This window comes from Streptomyces sp. NPDC048718 (assembly GCF_043198875.1).
Taxonomy (GTDB): domain Bacteria; phylum Actinomycetota; class Actinomycetes; order Streptomycetales; family Streptomycetaceae; genus Streptomyces.
In genome coordinates this window covers 23,268-43,338 of sequence record NZ_JBICVG010000006.1, presented here as the reverse complement: position 1 = coordinate 43,338, position 20,071 = coordinate 23,268, and the positions used below count along the sequence as shown (strand labels likewise).

The window sequence follows — 20,071 nt, the reverse complement described above, 5'->3', positions numbered from 1 at the left end:
ACCGGGGTCGCGCCAGGACCTCGTCGGGACCGGATCAGGGCCGGACCAGGAGGAGGTGCGCCCCGGTGAGGAGTCCCGGTCGGCGCGGGATCCGGGGCGATGGGGCGGTCAGAGTCGGTCAGGGGCGGTCGGGGACGGTCAGTAGGAGGGGAGGCGGCGCGGGCCGAGGTCGGTGACGGGCGAGGGCGGGGGCGGGGCAAGGCGGACGCTGGCACCGAGCACGGACAGACCGCGCGGGGCGACGACGACGGGTTCGAGGGAGAGAGCGACGACCTCGGGGTGGTCGTCGACGAGCCGGGAGACGCGCAGCAGCAGCTCTTCGAGGGCGGCGGTGTCGACGGGGGCCGAGCCGCGCCAGCCGAAGAGGAGGGGCGCGGTCCTGATGGAGCGGACGAGGTCGGCGGCGTCCCGGTCGGTGGCGGGGACCAGCCGGTGGGACATGTCGCCGAGGAGTTCGGAGGGGGCCCCGGCCAGGCCGAAGGAGAGGACGGCGCCGACGGCGGGGTCGATGGCGGCGCGGACGACGGTGTCGACACCGCGCGGGACCATCGCCTGTACGACCGGCTGGAGCTCCTCGGGCTTGCCGAGGGCCTCGGTGAGTTCGGCATATGCCGTACGCAGCTGGCCCTCGGTGGCCAGGTCGAGCCGTACGCCGCCGAGGTCGGGGCGGTGGCGCAGGTGGGGCGCGGTGGTCTTGAGGGCGACTGGGAAGCCGAGGCGGGCGGCGGCCCGGACGGCCTCGTCGGGGCCGGGGGCGGGCAGGGTCGCCAGGACCCGGATCCCGTAGCGGCCGAGAAGGTCGGCGGTCTCGTCGCCGTCGAGGGTGACCCCGCGCGCGTGGGCGTCGCGCTCGCGCAGGACGCGGGCGATGAAGTCGGCGGCGCCGGGTTCGTCGATGCGGTCGAACTCGGGGACCCGGCCGGGGTCGGCGGCGGACCGGCGGCGCCAGTCGGCGTAGCGGACGGCCTCGGCGAGGGCGCGCACGGCGCGTTCGGCGGCGGGGTACGCGGGGATGGCGCCGGGTACGGCGACCGGTTCCGCGGTGTCCTGCGGCCCGGCCGGTTCCGGGGTGGCCGCTTTCCGGCCCGCGACCCGCGAGGCGGACGGAACCGGTGGGGTGGCGGGGACGGCCTGTGGGGCAGCTGCCGGGGCAGATGGCACGGCAGGGGCAGGTTGCACGGCGAGGGCCGCCGTGGGGTCCGTCGGCCTGCCCGCGCTGGGCCGCGTACGGGTGGCCGCGGACAGCGCCTCCGCCAGCGCGCCCATCTCCACATGCACGACGACGACCGGCTTCGCGGGGCCGGGCGCGGCGGCGACGGCCGAGCGCAGGGCCGCGGCCAGCACGTCGACACCACCGGACGCACCGGACGCACCAGTCCCACCCGGCGCACCGGCCTCGCTGCCCGTCGCGCCGGCCGTTCCGCCGATACCGTCCTCGCCCACGCGCGGTATGGCCGTGACGACCACCGCGTCGCAGCCGTCGTCGGCGAGGGCCGCCGCGAGCGCGGCGCGGAAGCCGTCCGGGGTGGCGCCGGTCGTCAGGTCGAGGGGCCGCTGCGGGCGCAGGCCCTCGGTGAGGCAGGCGTCGTAGGCCAGCAGACCCAGCGACTCGGAGTTGCCGAGGATGGCGACCCGGGGACCGGCGGGCAGCGGCTGGTCGGCGAGGAGCAGACCGGTGTCGACGAGTTCGGTGATGGTGTCGACGCGGATGACTCCGGCCTGCCGCAGCAGCGCGGAGACGGTGGCGTACGGAACCCGGGTCACCGGGACCCGGTGCCCGGGCGGGGCGCTGCCGCTGTGCCGGGCCCCCTTGACCACGACCACGGGCTTGACGGCGGCGGTCCGGCGTGCGAGCCGGGTGAACTTGCGCGGGTTTCCGATCGACTCCAGGTACAGCAGGACGACATCGGTGGCGGGGTCGTCGTACCAGTGCTGGAGCAGGTCGTTGCCGGAGACGTCGGCGCGGTTCCCGGCGGAGATGAAGGAGGAGACGCCCGCGCCGTGCCGGTGCAGACCGGCGAGCAGGGCGATGCCGATGGCGCCGGACTGGGCGAAGAGCCCGATCCGGCCGGCGGCGGGCATCTGCGGGGCGAGCGAGGCGTTCAGCCGGACGGACTCGGCCGTGTTGATGATCCCGAAGGCGTTGGGGCCGATGATCCGCATGCCGTACGAACGGGCCTGGCGCACCAGGGCTCGCTGGCGTTCACGGCCCTCGGCGCCGCTCTCCGCGTATCCGGCGGACAGGACGACCAGTCCGCGGACGCCGTGCTCGCCGCAGTCGGCAACAGCGGCGGGCACCTGGTCGGCGGGAACGGTGACGACGGCGAGGTCGACCGGCTCGCCGATGTCGGCGAGCCGGCGGCAGGCCGGAGCGCCCTCCAGGGTGTGCGGCCCCTCCCCCAGGTTCTTGTTGACGGCGTGGACGGTGCCCCGGTAGCCGGCGGCGACGAGGTTGCGCAGCACGGTCCGGCCGACCCCGCCGGGCGCGCGGCCGACGCCGATCACCGCGACCGAGCCGGGGGCCAGCAGCCGCTGGACGGAGCGGGACTCGGCGCGCTGTTCGCGGGCGCGCTGCACGGCCAGGGAGCGGTCGGTCGGCTCCAGGTCGAGGTGGAGGCGGACCGAGCCGTCCTCGAAGCTGCGCTTCTGGGTGTAGCCGGCGTCCGTGAAGACCTTGATCATCTTGGTGTTCGCGGGCAGCACCTCGGCGGCGAACCGGCGGATCCCGCGCTCGCGGGCGACCGCCGCGATGTGTTCCAGGAGGGCGGAGGCGACCCCGCGGCCCTGGTGGGCGTCCTGGACGAGGAAGGCGACCTCGGCCTCGTCGGCGGGCGCCGAGGCGGGCCGCCCGTCGGGGGCGATGCGGTCGTAGCGGACGGTGGCGATGAAGTCGTCGCCCACGGTGGCGGCGAGCCCGACCCGGTCCACGAAGTCGTGGTGGGTGAACCGGTGGACGTCCTTGGCGGACAGCCGGGGGTAGGGCGCGAAGAAGCGGTAGTACTTCGACTCGTCCGACACGTGCTCGTAGAAGCCGACCAGCCGGTCGGCGTCGTCGGCGGTGATGGGGCGGATGCGCGCGGTGCCGCCGTCCCGCAGGACCACGTCCGCCTCCCAGTGGTCGGGGTAGGCGTGTTCCGGCTGTGCGGGCTGTTCCGACGCGCTCTGCATGGGGAAAGACTACGACCGGCGCGGGGCGTTGACACGAGTGGTGACTCGGGTCGCGGCGGAGCCGTGGCACCGGTCGCGCGGCGGGCGGGCGCCGGGCGCTGTGGGGAGGGCCGGACGGGGCACCCCAGGGGCCGCCCGGCGGTTCAAGGCCGGGTCTCTCGCCACCCGTGAGAGACTGGTCTAGACAACCGCTGAGAGTTGAAGGGCAACCACATGGCTGAGCGCCGCGTCAACGTCGGCTGGGCCGAGGGCCTGCACGCCCGCCCCGCCTCCATCTTCGTCCGTGCCACCACGGCCTCCGGCATCCCCGTGACGATCGCCAAGGCCGACGGCAACCCGGTCAACGCCGCGTCCATGCTCGCGGTGCTCGGCCTGGGCGCCCAGGGCGGCGAGGAGATCGTGCTCGCCTCGGACGCCGAGGGCGCCGAGATCGCGCTCGACCGCCTCGCGAAGCTGGTCGCCGAGGGCCTCGAAGAGCTGCCCGAGACCGTCTGACCCGTCCGCCGTCACCCCGCCGTCACCCGGCGACGGTTCGGCGGCGGTTCGGCTGTTCGGCGGTTCGGCTGTTCGGCGATTAAGCGACGAGAGCCGCGCCCCTCCAGCTCCTCCGGAGGGACGCGGCTCTTCGCATGTCCGCGCCCCGCGCACACCCTGGCACCGCACTCCCGGCACCGCGACCCCGCGCACACCGAAGCCCCGGCTCCTTCGAGCCGGGGCTTCGTCACGTGATGCGCCGCGCGCGATCGCGGGATGCGATCACCCACCGGGCCACCCGGGGGACGACCGTCAGACGGCCACGCCGCGGGCCCGCAGGTACGAGATCGGGTTGATGTCCGTGCCGTACTCCGCACCGGTGCGGGCCTCGAAGTGGAGGTGCGGGCCGGTGGAGTTTCCGGAGGAACCGGAGATGCCGATCAGCTCGCCCGGGGTGACCTTCTGGCCGACGTACACGCGCAGGGCGGAGAGGTGGCCGTACTGGGTGTACGTGCCGTCGTTCATCCTGATGACGATGTTGTTGCCGTACGCGCCGCCCCAGCCGGCCTCGACGACGGTGCCCGAGCCGACCGAGACGACCTTGGTGCCGTACGCGGCGTGGAAGTCGATACCGGAGTGGTGGCCGGAGGACCACAGCGCGCCGCCGGTCTGGTAGCCGGTGGAGACGTACGAGCCGGCGACAGGGAGCTGGAAGGAGGCGAGGCGCTTACGCTCGGCGTCGCGGGCGGCGCGCTCCTTGGCCTCGCGGATCTCCTTGACGCGCTGCTCGGCCTTGCGCTTCGCCTCGGCGGCGGCCTTGGCGCGGGCGGCGGCCTGGTAGGCCTGCTTCTCCTGGGCGGCGGCCTGGGCGTCGACGTGCTTGGCGAGGGACTCCTCGGTGACCACCCGGGTGAGGCCGGTGTCCTCCAGGGAGCCGTCCTCGGCGTCGGCGGCGAGCGCCGGGGAGGCCAGAGAGCCGATGACGCCGGCACCGGCGAGAGTCGCCGCGCCGGCGATGCCCGCGCCGCGGCGCGCCATCCGGCTCGGAGCACGATGCTTCCCGGTGGCACGGGTGAACGCCATGAAAAGGCTGGTCCTTTCCTTCCCTCTCGCCTACCGGGTTAGCTGACGGGTTCGGAGCAGGAAGGTCTCCTACGGGCCCCTCCGCGAGAGAGCGAAGGCGTCCGATTCACCCCAGGGGACGTGAGGGGTCCCCGGCTCCCCAGGCTCGCGCCTGACGGGGACTCGGCGATGGCTGCCCGGTGCCGCGGACGCGGCGTCGTGCAAGGGCGGACAGCCGCATCGACGCTAGGCCGATCATCTGTCCATCGCCAAACAGAGGCGCCTCATTGTTATTCATGCCACAGGGCATTCGGCCTCACAGGCCGTCAATTCGGACATAAGGAAGGACCCTGACGAACCGGGTCGTCAGGGTCCCTCTCTCAGCCGTCCACACCGTCGGCCCGGCCGAGCCCACGGGATCGGCCGGGCCGGCCGGGTCAGGTCACTCCCCGGCCGGGTCAGGTCGGTCGGGTGGGTCGGTCGGCCGCTCAGCCGGTGACGACCGTCACCTCGCCGATCCCGAGGGCCCGCACCGGCTCCTCGATCTGTGCCGCGTCACCGACGAGCACGGTGACCAGCCGGTCCACCGGGAAGGCGTTGACCACGGCGGCCGTGGCCTCGACCGTGCCGGTCTCGGCCAGGCGCGCGTACAACTGCCCCTGGTAGTCGTCCGGGAGGTGCTGCTCGACCTGGTCGGCGAGCGTGCCCGCGACGGAGGCCGCCATCTCGTACTTGAGCGGTGCCACCCCCACCAGGTTCTGCACGGCCACATCGCGCTCGGCGTCCGTCAGACCCTCGGCGGCCAGGGTGCGCAGCACCTTCCACAGGTCGTCGAGGGCCGGGCCGGTGTTCGGCGTGTCGACCGAGCCGGTGATGGCCAGCATCGAGGCACCGTGGCCCTCGGCGTCGGAACGCACCACCTGGCCGAAGGCCCGTACCCCGTAGGTGTAGCCCTTCTCCTCGCGCAGGACGCGGTCGAGCCGGGAGGTGAGGGTGCCGCCGAGGCAGTACGTACCGAGCACCTGGGCCGGCCAGACCCGGTCGTGGCGGTCGGCGCCGATACGGCCGATGAGCAGCTGCGTCTGGACGGCGCCGGGGCGGTCCACGATGACGACCCGTCCGGTGTCGTCGGCCGTGATGCCCTGCATGGGACGCGGCGCGGCGGGCGCCCCGGTCCACACGCCCAGGGTCTCGGCGAGCAGCTTGTCCAGGTCGACCCCGGTCAGGTCGCCGACGACCACGACGGTGGCGGCGGCGGGCCGCAGGTGCGCGTCGTAGAAGGCGCGCACGGCAGCGGCGTCGATCGCCTCCACCGTCTCCTCGGTGCCCTGGCGCGGCCGGGACAGGCGCGTACCGGCCGGGAACAGCTCCTTGGAGAGCTGCTTGGCCGCCCGGCGGGCCGGGTTGGCCGCCTCGTGCGGGATCTCGTCGAGCCGGTTGCGCACCAGGCGCTCGATCTCGGACTCGGCGAACGCGGGCGCGATCAGGGCCTCGGCGAGCAGGCCGAGCGCCTTGGGCAGCCGGGAGACCGGGACCTCCAGGGAGACCCGTACGCCGGGGTGGTCGGCGTGCGCGTCAAGGGTGGCGCCGCAGCGCTCCAGCTCGGCGGCGAACTCCTCGGCGGAGTGCTGGTCGGTGCCCTCGGACAGGGCCCGGGCCATGATCGTGGCCACGCCGTCCAGGCCCTCGGGCTCGGCCTCCAGCGGGGCGTCGAGGGACACCTCGACGGCCACCACCTGCTGGCCGGGGCGGTGGCAGCGCAGCACGGTCATCCCGTTGCCGAGCGTGCCGCGCTCCGGGGCCGGGAAGGCCCAGGGCTTGGCGAGGCCCGGCTGGGGCTGCGGGTGGAACGTCATGGTTGCCAAAGACGCGGCGGCCTCGGTCACTGGTCCGCTCCCTCTTCCTCGTCGCTGTCGCTGTCGTCGGCGCCGTCGGCCGTCACCGGCTCGTAGACCAGGACGGCGCGGTTGTCCGGGCGCAGCCGGGCCTGGGCGACCTCCCGGACCTCCTCGGCGGTGACGTCGAGGACCCGGTGCACGGCGGTGAGCGCGAGCTGCGGGTCGCCGAACAGCACCGCGTACCGGCACAGTTCGTCGGCACGGCCGGCGACCGTGCCGAGCCGGTCCAGCCACTCGCGCTCCAGCTGGGCCTGGGCGCGCTCCATCTCCTCGGGCGTCGGGCCCTCGGCGGCGAAGCGGGCCAGCTCCTCGTCGACGGCCTTCTCGATCGCCGGGACCTCGACACCGCCGGAGGCCTTGACGTCCAGCCAGCCGAGCGAGGGCGCGCCGGCCAGCCGCAGCAGGCCGAAGCCCGCGGCGACGGCCGTACGGTCGCGGCGGACCAGCCGGTTGTGGAGACGGGAGGACTCCCCGCCGCCCAGGATGGTCAGGGCCACGTCGGCCGCGTCGGACTCCCGCGTGCCGTCGTGGGGCAGCCGGTAGGCGGCCATCAGCGCACGCGCCGGGACCTCCTCCTCGACGACCTCGCGCAGCTGCCCGCCGATGACGTCCGGCAGCGAGCCGTCGCGGGGCGCGGGCTTGCCGTCGTGGCCGGCGATGGAGCCGAAGTACTTCTCGACCCAGGCCAGGGTCTGCTCCGGGTCGATGTCGCCGACGATGGAGAGCACCGCGTTGTTCGGCGCGTAGTACGTGCGGAAGAAGCTCCGCGCGTCCTCGAGGGTGGCCGCGTCCAGGTCGGCCATCGAGCCGATCGGGGTGTGGTGGTACGGGTGGCCCTCGGGGTACGCGAGGGCGGTCAGACGCTCGAACGCGGTGCCGTACGGCACGTTGTCGTAGCGCTGGCGGCGCTCGTTCTTGACGACGTCGCGCTGGTTCTCCATGGACTCGTCGTCCAGGGCCGCGAGCAGCGAGCCCATGCGGTCGGCCTCCAGCCAGAGCGCGAGCTCCAGCTGGTGCGCGGGCATGGTCTCGAAATAGTTGGTCCGCTCGAAGCTCGTCGTACCGTTGAGCGAGCCGCCGGCGCCCTGCACCAGTTCGAAGTGGCCGTTCCCCTTCACCTGGCCCGAGCCCTGGAACATCAGGTGCTCGAAGAGGTGGGCGAGTCCGGTGCGGCCCTCGACCTCGTGGCGCGAACCGACGTCGTACCAGAGGCAGACCGCGGCGACCGGGGTCAGGTGGTCCTCGGAGAGCACCACCCGCAGGCCGTTGGCCAGCCGGTGCTCGGTCGCAGTCAGGCCGCCGGAGCCGGCCTCGGCCTCAGCCGTGTGACCCATGGGCATGTACGTCCCTTCGATCGCGATCGGGAAAAAGTCCTGCCACTGTATGCAAGCGCGCCGCCACCTCGCGAAGTTCCCGTACCTCTCGGATGTCCCTCTTCCGGGTCGCGGTCGGCATTGTCCGTGGCACGGTCCACAATGGTCGGCGTCAGATCAGCCCAAGTTTGGTGAAGGAGCCGCAGCCGCGATGGCCCGCCGCAGCACGAAGACACCGCCGCCGGACGAAGCGTTCGAAGAGCGAATCCTCGACATCGATGTCGTCGACGAGATGCAGGGTTCCTTCCTCGAGTACGCGTACTCGGTGATCTACTCCCGTGCGCTGCCCGACGCCCGCGACGGTATGAAGCCGGTACAGCGCCGCATCGTCTACCAGATGAGCGAGATGGGCCTGCGGCCCGAGCGCGGCTTCGTGAAGTGCGCGCGCGTGGTCGGCGAAGTCATGGGCAAGCTCCACCCGCACGGCGACGCGTCGATCTACGACGCGATGGTCCGGATGGCACAGCCGTTCTCCATGCGGCTGCCCCTCGTCGACGGCCACGGCAACTTCGGCTCGCTCGGCAACGACGACCCGCCGGCCGCCATGCGGTACACCGAGTCGAAGATGGCCCCGGCCGCACTCCTGATGACGGAGTCCATCGACGAGGACACCGTCGACTTCGCCCCGAATTACGACGGCCAGGAGCAGGAGCCGGTCGCGCTGCCCGCCGCGTACCCGAACCTGCTGGTCAACGGCGCCTCGGGAATCGCGGTCGGTATGGCGACCAACATGCCCCCGCACAACCTGGGCGAGGTGATCGCGGCCGCCCGGCACCTGATCCGCCACCCGAGCGCGGACCTCGACGCGCTGATGCGCTTCGTCCCCGGCCCGGACCTGCCGACCGGCGGCCGGATCGTCGGACTCGCCGGCATCCGGGACGCCTACGAGTCGGGCCGAGGCACCTTCAAGATCCGCGCGACGACCACCATCGAGACCGTGACGGCGCGCCGCAAGGGCATCGTCGTCACCGAACTCCCCTTCACGGTCGGCCCCGAGAAGGTCATCTCCAAGATCAAGGACCTGGTCGGCTCGAAAAAGCTCCAGGGCATCGCCGACGTCAAGGACCTCACCGACCGCAACCACGGCCTGCGCCTGGTCATCGAGGTGAAGAACGGCTTCGTGCCGGAGGCCGTCCTGGAGCAGCTGTACAAGCTGACGCCCATGGAGGAGTCCTTCGGCATCAACAACGTGGCGCTGGTCGACGGCCAGCCGCTCACGCTGGGCCTCCGGGAACTGCTGCAGGTCTACCTCGACCACCGCTTCGCCGTGGTCCGGCGCCGCTCCGAGTTCCGTCGCGGCAAGCGGCAGAGCCGGCTGCACCTGGTCGAGGGCCTGCTCGTCGCGCTTCTCGACATCGACGAGGTCATCCGGCTCATCCGCGAGAGCGACAACTCGGCGGAGGCCAAGCAGCGTCTGATGGAGCGCTTCTCGCTCAGCGAGATCCAGACGCAGTACATCCTCGACACCCCGCTGCGCCGGCTCACCAAGTTCGACAGGCTGGAGCTGGAGGAGGAGCGCGACCGCCTCACCGGCGAGATCGAGGAGCTGACGAAGATCCTCGAATCCGACGCGGAGCTGCGCAAGCTGGTCTCGACGGAGCTGGCGGCCGTCGCGAAGAAGTTCGGCACCGACCGGCGCACGGTCCTGCTGGAGTCGGCGGGCTCGCCGAAGACGGCCCCGGCGATGGCCCTGGAGGTCGCGGACGACCCGTGCCGGGTGCTGCTGTCCTCCACCGGTCTGCTGGCCCGTACGGTGACCGAGGCCCTTCCGGCCGACCACGACGGCAAGCGCGCCAAGCACGATGTGATCGTCTCCTCGGTGGCGGCCACCCAGCGCGGCGACATCGGCGTGGTGACCTCGGCCGGCCGGCTGCTGCGGATCGCCGTCATCGACCTCCCGCAACTGCCGGACACGGCCGCCGCGCCGAACCTGGCGGGCGGCGCGCCGCTCACGGAGTTCCTGACCCTGGAGGCGGACGAGACGGCACTGTGCCTGACCACCCTCGAGGAGTCCTCGCCCGGCCTCGCGCTCGGCACGCTCCAGGGTGTGGTCAAGCGGGTCGTGCCGGACTATCCGGCCAACAAGGACGAACTGGAGGTCATCGGCCTCAAGGACGGCGACCGGGTCGTCGGCGCGACCGAACTGCGCACCGGCGAGGAGGATCTGGTCTTCATCACCTCCGACGCCCAGCTGCTGCGCTATCAGGCCTCCCAGGTACGGCCGCAGGGCCGCCCGGCCGGTGGTATGGCGGGCATCAAGCTGGCGGAGGGCGCCGAGGTCCTGTCCTTCACGGCGGTGGACCCGGCGTCGGACGCGGTGGTGTTCACGGTGGCCGGCGCGACCGGCACCCTGGACGCCTCGGCCGGCACCTCGGCCAAGCTGACCCCGTTCGACCAGTACCCGCGCAAGGGCCGGGCCACCGGTGGTGTGCGCTGCCAGCGGCTCCTGAAGGGCGAGGACCTGCTGATCCTGGCCTGGGCGGGCGCCACCCCGGCCCGCGCCGCCCAGAAGAACGGCACCCCCGTCGAACTCCCGGACCCGGACCCGCGCCGCGACGGCTCGGGCACGCCGCTGGCGAAGCCGGTGGCGGTCCTGGCGGGCCCGCCCAGCTAGGGCACGCTCTCCGCGTACCCGCGACGGCCCCCTGTTCCCTCGCGGGTACAGGGGGCGTCGCGGGTGCGGGCGCGGGCGCGGGTGCGGGTGCGGGTGCGGGTGCGGGACGGACGCTCAGGCCGGCGCCTCGGCCTCGTCCGGCCGCGGCACGTACCGCAGCACCCCCCACATGCTCCGCTCGTCGGGCGCGTCGTCCGGACCGGTCTGCTCGCAGGCGGCGAGTTCCGCGCGCAGCGCGGCGGCGTCGACTCCGCTGCCGATGAGGACGAGCTGCGTCAGCCGCTCCTCTCCCGCGGGCCAGGGTTCGGGGTGGAAGCGCAGAAAGCGGCCCACCGCGTGGACGGTGTAGCGGTGTTCCGGGTCGGCGGCGCCGAAGTCGACGAAGCCCTTGATGCGGTAGAGGCCCTCGGGGCGGGAGTCCAGGAAGGTCATCAGACGGCGCGGATGCAGCGGGACCGCCGTGCCGAGCGACACCGTGTCGTAGGCGGCGTGTGGATGGGCGTGCTCGTCCTCGTCCCCGTACAGGATGTCCTCGATGGACATCTGTCCGGCGATCTCGCCGTCCGGCACCACCCGGTCGAAGAGCAGCTCCGGGTCGATCCGCCCGTGCGCCGTCTCGACGATCGCGGCCCGCGTCGCGAGCCCGGTGACCGTCTCCCGTACGGCGGCCAGTTCCGCCGGTGCGAGCCGGTCGGACTTGTTGACGACGACGAGGTCGGCGACGGCCAGATGGCGGTCGGTCTCCGGGTGGCGGGTACGGGTCGCGGCGAACTCGGCGGCGTCGACGACCTCGACCAGCCCGCCGTAGACGGCGCGCGCGTTGTCGCTGGCCAGCACCATCCGGACGAGTTCCTGCGGCTCGGCGAGCCCGCTGGCCTCGATCACGATCACGTCCAGGCGCAGCTCTGGGCGGGTGAGGACCTCCAGGTAGGTGTCGAGCTCGCTCGCGTCCACCGCGCAGCACAGACAGCCGTTGCCGAGCGAGACCGTGGATCCGACCTGCCCGGCGACGGTCATCGCGTCGATGCCGATGTCACCGAAGTCGTTGACCATGACCCCGATCCGTGTGCCGCGTGCGCCGCGCAGCAGATGGTTGAGCAGGGTGGTCTTCCCCGCCCCGAGGAACCCGGCCAGGACGACGACGGGGATCGGCTGGGTGGTCAAGGGTGGTGCCTCCGGGCCATGGGTGCTTACAGGTGGTGCCACGGTCGGTGCCCGCGACCGCGAAGCCCCAAGAATAGGCACGCCGCGCGGCCCGGCCGTCCGCTCGCCCTGTGACCAGGCCCGATACTCCCCCGGCGCGCTCTCTTCCCGCGGCCCGGTCCCGGCCCCAAACATGGCCCCGGACGCGGCCCCGGCTACGGCACATCGCCGAGCGGGCCGGTGTCGACCGGTGACTCGCTCGGCGATGTGTTCCCGGACACGGCCCGGGGAGGGGTGGGTCAGACGGCGCCGGCGCCGGTGAGCGCCCGGACCTCGGTCTCGGCGTGCTTGGCCTCGTCCGCGGGCTCGGACGAGGTGACGGTGCCGAACCAACCCGCGAGGAAGCCGAGCGGGATGGAGACCAGGCCCGGGTTCTCCAGCGGGAAGTAGGCGAAGTCCACGCCGGGGAAGAGCGATTCGGGGCTGCCGGAGACGACCGGCGAGACCACGACGAGCAGGACCGCGGGGAGGAGTCCGCCGTACACCGACCAGACCGCGCCCCGGGTGTTGAACCGCCGCCAGAACAGCGAGTAGAGCACCACGGGCAGGTTGGCCGAAGCGGCCACGGCGAAGGCCAGGCCGACGAGGAAGGCCACGTTGAGGTCGCTGGCCAGGAGGCCGAGACCGATCGCGGCGACGCCGATGCCGGCGGCGGCCAGCCGGGCGATGGTCACCTCGCTGTACTGCTTGGCGTTCGGGCGGCGCAGCGTGGCGTAGAGGTCGTGGGCGACCGACGCGGAGGAGGCGAGGGTGATGCCGGCGACCACGGCCAGGATGGTGGCGATGGCGACGGCCGCGACGACTGCGAAGAGGATGGTGCCGCCGGTGGAGCCGGGGCCGCCGCCGAGGTCGAGGGCGAGCAGGGGTACGGCGGTGTTGCCGGCCGCGTTGGAGGCGTGGACGGTGGCGGGGCCGACCACGGCCGCGGCACCGAAGCCGAGCACGATCGTCATCAGGTAGAAGCCGCCGATGAGGCCGATGGACCAGACGACGGAGTGGCGGGCGGCCTTGGCGGTGGGCACCGTGTAGAAGCGGGACAGGATGTGCGGGAGTCCGGCGGTGCCGAGGACGAGGGCGACACCGAGGCTGACGAAGTCGAGGCGGGCGGTCCAGTCCCGGCCGTAGAGCAGACCGGGGCCGAGGAAGTCCTCGCCGTGGCCGCTGCGTTCGGCCGCGACGGTGAGCAGCTCGTTGAAGTTGCCGTGGAACCGGATCAGGACCAGCACGGTGAGGGCGATCGTGCCGAGCATCAGGAGGACGGCCTTGACGATCTGGATCCAGGTGGTGGCCCGCATGCCGCCGAGCGACACGTAGACGACCATGAGCGCGCCGACCCCGATCACGGTCCAGGAGCGGGCGGCGCCGCTGGTGCCGCCGAGGAGCAGGGCGACCAGACTGCCGGCGCCGACCATCTGGGCGACGAGGTAGAGCACCGACACGGTGACCGAGGAGGAGCCGACGGCGATGCGGACGGGACGCTCGGCCATCCGGGAGGCCACGACGTCGGCGAGGGTGAAGCGGCCGCAGTTGCGCACGAGTTCGGCGACCAGCAGCAGGACGACCAGCCAGGCGACGAGGAAGCCGACGGAGTACAGCATGCCGTCGTAGCCGAACAGGGCGATCAGACCGGAGATGCCGAGGAAGGAGGCGGCGGACATGTAGTCGCCGGCGATGGCGAAGCCGTTCTCCATGGGCGAGAAGAGGCGCCCGCCGGCGTAGAACTCCTCGGCGGAGCCCTGCCGGTTGCGGCCCGCCCAGGTGGTGATGGCCAGGGTGACCACGATGAAGACGCTGAACAGCACCAGGGCCAGGGCCTGGTGGTCACCAGTGATCTGGTCTCCGGTCATGACCGCGCCCCCCGGGTCATCTGCTGGGTGTCCCAGCGCAGTTCGAGGGCGGCCTGGTCCCGGCGCCGCCGGGCGTTGCGGACGTACGCCCAGGTGAGCAGGAAGGTGGAGGCGAACTGCCCGAGTCCGGCGAGCATCGCGACGTTGACCGCTCCGGCCACGGGGTGGGCCATGACACCGGGGGCGGCGGTCGCGGCGATCACGTACGCCAGGTACCAGAGGAGGAAGGCCACGGTGGCGGGGAAGACGAACCGGCGGTACCGGCTGCGTACTTCCTGGAAGGCGGGACTGCGTTGGACCTCCAGGTAGATGTCCGCCGTGCTGTGCACCCGCTGGCGCGGGACCCTGCCGGACGGGTCCAGGGCACCGGCCCCGATTCCGTCGTGCTCCGTGTCGTCGTGGGCCCGGCCGGCGAACGCCGCGGCTCCGTATCCGTCGCCGCCGTGTCCCTCACTGTCGGGGGTCTTCCCGTCCGGCTCGCCCCATGGGGCGGCCAGCGCGTCGTACCAGGGGTCGTCGATCCGCACCGTCGCGGCGTCGCGCCCGTCCTGCTTCTCCACCGGTGAACTCTCCTTGGTCAGCGAACCCTTTGGGCCGCGTGCCCAAGGATGGACAGAGCGGGCGCATCCTGGACGCTTCTCCTGGATTCTTCACACCATTAGGTGATCAAGGCGCCCTTGCGCCTGACCGGTGCCGTCCGACAGTCGTATCGGAGGAAACACGGGAGAGGGACACGGGAGGGATCACGGGGAGACGCACCCGAGGCCCCCGGCAGTCGGATGCCGGGGGCCTCGGGGTGGGCCGTGCCGCGGGGTGGTGCCGTACGCCGAAGGGGCGGGCGTCAGGCGTCGATGCGGGAGCGGTCGAGGGTCGCCGCGGAGCTGGTGATGAACTCCTTGCGGGGGGCCACGTCGTTGCCCATGAGGAGGTCGAAGACCGTCTCGGCCGCTTCCAGGTCGCCGATGTTGATCCGGCGCAGGGTGCGGTGGCGGGGGTCCATGGTGGTCTCCGCCAGCTGGTCGGCGTCCATCTCGCCGAGGCCCTTGTAGCGCTGGATGGAGTCCTTGTAGCGGACCCCCTTGCGCTGGAACTCCAGCAGGGTCTGCCGCAGCTCGTTGTCCGAGTACGTGTACACGTACTTGTCCTGCCCCTTCTTGGGCTGGACCAGTTCGATGCGGTGCAGCGGCGGCACGGCGGCGAAGACGCGCCCCTGCTCGACCATGGGCCGCATGTAGCGCTGGAACAGGGTCAGCAGCAGGGTGCGGATGTGGGAGCCGTCGACATCGGCGTCGGTCATCATGATGACCTTCCCGTAGCGGGCCGCGTCGATGTCGAAGGTGCGGCCCGAGCCCGCTCCTATGACCTGGATGATCGCTCCGCACTCGGCGTTCTTCAGCATGTCCGAGACCGAGGACTTCTGGACGTTGAGAATCTTGCCGCGGATCGGAAGCAGCGCCTGGAACTCGCTGTTGCGGGCGAGCTTGGCGGTGCCGAGCGCGGAGTCTCCCTCGACGATGAAGAGTTCGCTGCGCTCGACGTCGTCGCTGCGGCAGTCGGCGAGCTTGGCGGGCAGCGAGGAGGACTCCAGGGCCGTCTTCCGGCGCTGCGCCTCCTTGTGCTGACGGGCCGCGATGCGCGTACGGGCGGCGGCGACGGCCTTCTCCAGGACGGCGCGGGCCTGCGCCTTGGCGTCGCGCTTGGTGGAGGTCAGGAAGGCCTTGAGTTCCTTGGCGACCACGTTGGCGACGATCCGGCGGGCCGCGGAGGTGCCGAGCACCTCCTTGGTCTGTCCCTCGAACTGCGGCTCGGCGAGCCGGACCGTGACGACCGCGGTGAGGCCCTCCAAGGCGTCGTCCTTGACGATGTCGTCCTCGGCGACGCGCAGCATCTTGGCGGAGCGCAGCACCTCGTTGACGGTCTTGGCGATCGCCTGCTCGAAACCGGAGACGTGCGTACCGCCCTTGGGGGTGGCGATGATGTTGACGAAGGACTTCACCGTCGAGTCGTAGCCGGTGCCCCAGCGCAGGGCGACGTCGACGCCGAGTTCGCGGGTGACCTCGGTGGGGGTCATGTGGCCGCGGTCGTCGAGGACCGGGACGGTCTCCTTGAAGGTGCCCTGCCCGGTGAGGCGCAGCACGTCGCAGACGGCCTTGTCCTGGGCGAGGAACTCGCAGAACTCGCTGATGCCGCCGTCGAAGCGGAAGGTCTCCTCGCTCTTGCCCACGCCGTCCAGGTCGCGCTCGTCGCGGACGACGATGGTGAGACCGGGGACGAGGAACGCGGTCTGGCGGGCCCGCTGGTGCAGCGTCTCCAGGGAGAGCTTGGCGTCCTTGAGGAAGATCTGGCGGTCGGCCCAGTAGCGGACCCGGGTGCCGGTGCGGGTCTTGGGGACGCGCTTGCCCTTGAGGAGGCCGCCGGACGGGTCGAAGGGGCTGTCCGGACCGGACTCGGTGAAGATGCCGGGGACGCCGCGGCGGAAGCTGAGCGCGTGCGTGGCGCCATTGCGGTCGACCTCGACGTCGAGTCGGGCGGAGAGCGCGTTGACCACGGAGGCGCCGACACCGTGCAGACCGCCGGAGGCGGCGTAGGAGCCGCCGCCGAACTTGCCGCCGGCGTGCAGCTTGGTCATGACGACCTCGACGCCGGACAGACCGGTCTTGGGCTCGACGTCGACCGGGATGCCTCGGCCGTTGTCCCGGACCTCTACGGAGCCGTCGTCGTGGAGGACGACGTCGATGTGATCGCAGTAGCCGCCGAGGGCTTCGTCGACCGAATTGTCGATGATCTCCCAGAGACAGTGCATCAGTCCACGGCTGTCGGTGGACCCGATGTACATACCGGGGCGTTTACGGACGGCTTCGAGCCCCTCGAGGACGAGCAGGTGCCGCGCGGTGTAGTTGGAACCGTCACGGTCTGCGGTCAGCAGCGCACTGGACGGCACGGACGTATCGGCGGTCACGCGGTTCGCTCCTCGCTGAATTTGAAATCTGGCCCGGTGGGGTAAGGCCCGTCTTCGGTTACCGGTCAGAGGGTACCGATGCCTGGTAGGGCCGTTGTCACGCCACCCTCCTGATTCCTCATGCTAGTCCAGAGTCGCATGAGTGTTCGATCCCTCGATGGGGTGACGGAAACATCACGTTCCCTTCCAGGCATGAACCATTTAGGCTCCGGGCACGTCCTCCTGAACAACCGGCAACCCGCCGGGAGGGCACAACCACACACAGCAACGCGAAACCCGTAGAGCGAAGCAATACGGCTCATTCGCCGCCAACCGGCAGCAAACAGCCACCTTGGAAAATTTTTCAAGGAAAAGCCACGAGCGGGAACGTTTTCGGCCTGGTTGGATGTTGACCCTGGTGCGACAGCTCGTCGAGCTAGAGAAGAGGCGACGTGACTACTGTTCTGACCCCCGCGACCCCCCTGACGGCCGCTGACCGATGCGACCGCTGCGGCGCCCAGGCGTACGTGCGAGTCGTCCTGACGAGTGGCGGTGACCTGCTCTTCTGCGCTCACCACGGACGCAAGTTCGAGCCGGAACTGAAGAAGATCGCCGCAGAGATACAGGACGAGACGGACCGGCTCAGCGCCGTTCCGAACCACGCCGCGGAAGACGAGCGCTGACGCCTCGCTGTACGACGAGCCGGCAGCCGGTCACTGAGGCCGGCGACGACGGGCGGCCATCCGACCACGCATACGCGTGCGGGTGGGCGCCCGTTCTCGTACCGTGACCGCCCCCTGACACGAGGTCACGGGCGCGATTTCACCGGCACAAGGCGTCGGGTCGGCGCCGGGGGCACCGGTCGGGCGGCGCGGCGCACCCGCGAGCCGCCGTCCCGGTGCCGTACGAGCCGGAAGGCCGCCACACGGCGGTCAGGAGCGCCGGTGCAGCACCGCGGGGACCCGGGTGTACACGCCGGGGCTTCCCGCCTCACCGCAGCCGCTCCCCCACGACACCAGGCCGATCAGCCGCCCGCGCGCCACGAGCGGGCCCCCGCTGTCCCCCTGGCACGCGTCCCTGCCTCCGCGCAGGTCGCCCGCGCACAGCATCGTGTCGCGCCGGTACTCCACCCCCAGGCTGCGCGGATACGCCTTCTCACAGGTGGCGTCGGCCAGTACCCGGACGCGTGCCGAGCGCAACGACGGGGCGTACGCGCCGCCCCCGGTCGTATCGCCCCAGCCGTACACGTCCGCCGGCGTCCCCGGCTCCAGCGCCGGATCGTCCCCGGCGGCCACGTCGATGGCGTACGACGACGGCAGCGCCTTCGCCAGCGTCAGAACGGCCAGATCGTCCGACCCCGCCGAGGGGTCGTACTCCGGATCGACCCAGGTTCTGGCGACCCGGACCTCCTGTCCGCCGTCGCCGCGCAGTTTGGTGCGCCCCGCGATCACCTTGAAGTCGGGCAGTTCCCCGGGCTCGCCGCCCAGCACCTCGCGCCCCAGGCAGTGGGCGGCGGTGAGCACTTTGGTGGGGGCGATGATCACCCCTCCGCAGAACTGCCCCGCCCGCGTTCTCCCGAAGCGGGCGCGGCTGGACAGGGCCACCACCCAGGGCGCGTCCGCGGTCCGGGCGGGCCGGCCGCCGACCACGACACCGCCGGCGGACGCGGGGGCCGGGGCGGCGAGCGGCACCGCGACGGCGGCGAACAGCCCCAGGGTGCCGGTCAGGGCGCGGGCAAAAGGACGACGCATGAAGTCTCCTGACTCTCCGTTGACGACCTTCTACCCAGCGTCGTGCAGTCGCACCGCCCGCGCACCCGCGCCTACGCCGAAGGGCCCGGCCCCCTGACGGGGAACCGGACCCTTCGTGTGCCGGCCCGGGTCTGACGACCCCGGCCCGACAGTCCGTACGCGTACGGATCAGTCGAGGTAGTCCCGCAGCACCTGCGAGCGCGACGGGTGGCGCAGCTTCGACATCGTCTTCGACTCGATCTGACGGATGCGCTCCCGCGTCACGCCGTAGACCTTGCCGATCTCGTCGAGGGTCTTCGGCTGACCGTCGGTGAGACCGAAGCGCATGGAGACGACACCCGCCTCACGCTCGGAGAGCGTGTCGAGGACGGAGTGCAGCTGCTCCTGGAGGAGCGTGAAGCTGACCGCGTCGGCCGGGACGACGGCCTCGGAGTCCTCGATGAGGTCACCGAACTCGCTGTCGCCGTCCTCGCCCAGCGGGGTGTGCAGCGAGATCGGCTCACGGCCGTACTTCTGGACCTCGATGACCTTCTCCGGGGTCATGTCGAGTTCCTTGGCCAGCTCCTCCGGGGTGGGCTCGCGGCCCAGGTCCTGGAGCATCTGGCGCTGCACACGGGCGAGCTTGTTGATGACCTCGACCATGTGCACCGGAATACGGATGGTGCGGGCCTGGTCGGCCATGGCGCGGGTGATCGCCTGACGGATCCACCAGGTGGCGTACGTGGAGAACTTGTAGCCCTTGGTGTAGTCGAACTTCTCGACGGCACGGATCAGACCGAGGTTGCCCTCCTGGATCAGGTCCAGGAAGAGCATGCCGCGGCCGGTGTAGCGCTTGGCCAGCGAGACGACGAGGCGGAGGTTGGCCTCGAGGAGGTGGTTCTTGGCGCGGCGGCCGTCCTCGGCGATGATCTCCAGCTCGCGCTTGAGCTTCGGAGCGATCTTGTCCGAGTTCGCCAGCTTGTCCTCGGCGAACAGACCGGCCTCGATGCGCTTGGCGAGCTCGACCTCCTGCTCGGCGTTGAGCAGCGGGACCTTGCCGATCTGCTTGAGGTAGTCCTTGACCGGGTCGGCGGTGGCACCGGCGACGGCGACCTGCTGGGCCGGCGCGTCGTCCTCGTCCTCGTCGGACAGGACGAAGCCCTTGTTCTCGCCCTCGGTCTCCTCTTCGTCCTTGCCGGACGCGACGTCCTCGATCAGCTCCTCGCCCTCGAGGAGTTCGTCGTCGTCCTTCTTGGACTTCTTCGCCGCCGTCTTCTTGGCGGCGGTCTTCTTCGCGGTCGCCTTCTTGGCGACGGTCTTCTTGGCCGCGGCCTTCTTGACCGGGGATCCGGTCTCGTCGGCGTCGGCACCTTCGGCCGCCGAGGCCGCGCCGGTGGACGTGACGGTCTTCGTCACGGTCGTCCGGGCGGTGACGGTCTTGGTGGCGGTGCGCTTGGCCGGGCTCTTGGCAGCGACGCTCTTACGGGTGCGCTTCGGCGACTCCGCCGCACTGACCATCAGCGTCACACCCTCTTCCTCGAGGATCTGATTCAGGCTGCGCAGAACGTTCTTCCACTGAGTCGGCGGAATCTGGTCGGCCTCGAAGGCCCGCCGCACGTCATCTCCGGCGATCTGCCCATCAGCCTTTCCCCGCTCGATGAGCGCCATCACAGATGCGGACTCGGCGATCTCCGGCGGGAGCGTACGGGATGTGCTGGCCGACACGAACAACCTCTCGGAACGATGGAAACGGCTTCCGGCCCC

13 protein-coding genes and 1 riboswitch are annotated in these 20,071 nt (G+C 71.6%); of the genes, 3 read left to right on the top strand and 10 right to left on the bottom strand.

The window, feature by feature from the left end; all coding sequences use genetic code 11:
* Positions 1-138: 138 nt before the first annotated feature.
* On the bottom strand, positions 139-3,168 hold the full coding sequence (locus tag ACGFRB_RS13000; protein WP_393242595.1) for a GNAT family N-acetyltransferase: 3,030 nt from the start codon (positions 3,166-3,168) through the stop codon (positions 139-141).
* Positions 3,169-3,381: 213 nt separating this feature from the next.
* Here ACGFRB_RS13000 and ACGFRB_RS12995 point away from each other — a divergent pair, with 213 nt between their 5' ends.
* The gene (locus ACGFRB_RS12995) at positions 3,382-3,663 is read left to right on the top strand and encodes an HPr family phosphocarrier protein (protein WP_363009617.1); all 282 of its coding nucleotides are present in this window, start codon (positions 3,382-3,384) and stop codon (positions 3,661-3,663) included.
* Positions 3,664-3,954: 291 nt separating this feature from the next.
* Here the strand turns inward: ACGFRB_RS12995 and ACGFRB_RS12990 are convergent, their stop codons facing one another.
* The 3 genes from ACGFRB_RS12990 to ACGFRB_RS12980 form a co-directional block, all read right to left on the bottom strand.
* Positions 3,955-4,725 carry a M23 family metallopeptidase gene (locus ACGFRB_RS12990; protein WP_393242593.1) on the bottom strand — a complete coding sequence of 257 codons (771 nt, stop codon included), beginning with the start codon at positions 4,723-4,725 and terminating at the stop codon, positions 3,955-3,957.
* A gap of 12 nt (positions 4,726-4,737) precedes the next feature.
* Positions 4,738-4,903: riboswitch (cyclic di-AMP (ydaO/yuaA leader) on the bottom strand.
* Between the two features lie 289 nt (positions 4,904-5,192).
* Positions 5,193-6,560: a M16 family metallopeptidase gene (locus ACGFRB_RS12985; protein ID WP_393243107.1), complete on the bottom strand. Its 1,368-nt coding sequence runs from the start codon at positions 6,558-6,560 to the stop codon at positions 5,193-5,195.
* Between the two features lie 26 nt (positions 6,561-6,586).
* Positions 6,587-7,936 (bottom strand): pitrilysin family protein, encoded by a 1,350-nt coding sequence (locus ACGFRB_RS12980; protein ID WP_361223778.1) that lies wholly within the window; start codon positions 7,934-7,936, stop codon positions 6,587-6,589.
* 190 nt (positions 7,937-8,126) lie between these two features.
* On the opposite strand from ACGFRB_RS12980, the gene ACGFRB_RS12975 reads away from it, so the two are divergent.
* Positions 8,127-10,589 (top strand): DNA topoisomerase (ATP-hydrolyzing) subunit A, encoded by a 2,463-nt coding sequence (locus ACGFRB_RS12975; RefSeq protein ID WP_393242591.1) that lies wholly within the window; start codon positions 8,127-8,129, stop codon positions 10,587-10,589.
* 114 nt (positions 10,590-10,703) lie between these two features.
* Here the strand turns inward: ACGFRB_RS12975 and ACGFRB_RS12970 are convergent, their stop codons facing one another.
* The 4 genes from ACGFRB_RS12970 to ACGFRB_RS12955 all read right to left on the bottom strand — a co-directional run bounded on the left by ACGFRB_RS12970 (position 10,704) and on the right by ACGFRB_RS12955 (position 16,598).
* A complete protein-coding gene (locus ACGFRB_RS12970) occupies positions 10,704-11,753 on the bottom strand; it encodes a GTP-binding protein (RefSeq protein WP_363009624.1) in 1,050 nt (349 codons plus the stop codon).
* Between the two features lie 278 nt (positions 11,754-12,031).
* Positions 12,032-13,624 (bottom strand): cation acetate symporter, encoded by a 1,593-nt coding sequence (locus tag ACGFRB_RS12965; RefSeq protein WP_363009695.1) that lies wholly within the window; start codon positions 13,622-13,624, stop codon positions 12,032-12,034.
* 11 nt (positions 13,625-13,635) lie between these two features.
* Positions 13,636-14,199 (bottom strand): DUF485 domain-containing protein, encoded by a 564-nt coding sequence (locus ACGFRB_RS12960; RefSeq protein WP_363009625.1) that lies wholly within the window; start codon positions 14,197-14,199, stop codon positions 13,636-13,638.
* A 281-nt stretch (positions 14,200-14,480) separates the two neighbouring features.
* Positions 14,481-16,598 (bottom strand): DNA topoisomerase IV subunit B, encoded by a 2,118-nt coding sequence (locus tag ACGFRB_RS12955; protein ID WP_363009627.1) that lies wholly within the window; start codon positions 16,596-16,598, stop codon positions 14,481-14,483.
* Positions 16,599-17,029: 431 nt separating this feature from the next.
* Between ACGFRB_RS12955 and ACGFRB_RS12950 the strand changes: the two genes are divergently transcribed.
* Positions 17,030-17,260, top strand: coding sequence for a hypothetical protein (locus tag ACGFRB_RS12950; protein ID WP_361223765.1), 231 nt, complete (start codon positions 17,030-17,032; stop codon positions 17,258-17,260).
* Between the two features lie 249 nt (positions 17,261-17,509).
* On the opposite strand, the gene ACGFRB_RS12945 is transcribed toward ACGFRB_RS12950, so the two are convergent.
* Complete coding sequence (locus ACGFRB_RS12945; protein ID WP_393242588.1) at positions 17,510-18,328, bottom strand: serine protease; 819 nt, start codon at positions 18,326-18,328, stop codon at positions 17,510-17,512.
* Positions 18,329-18,496: 168 nt separating this feature from the next.
* The gene (locus ACGFRB_RS12940) at positions 18,497-20,032 is read right to left on the bottom strand and encodes an RNA polymerase sigma factor (protein ID WP_363009631.1); all 1,536 of its coding nucleotides are present in this window, start codon (positions 20,030-20,032) and stop codon (positions 18,497-18,499) included.
* Positions 20,033-20,071: the final 39 nt, after the last annotated feature.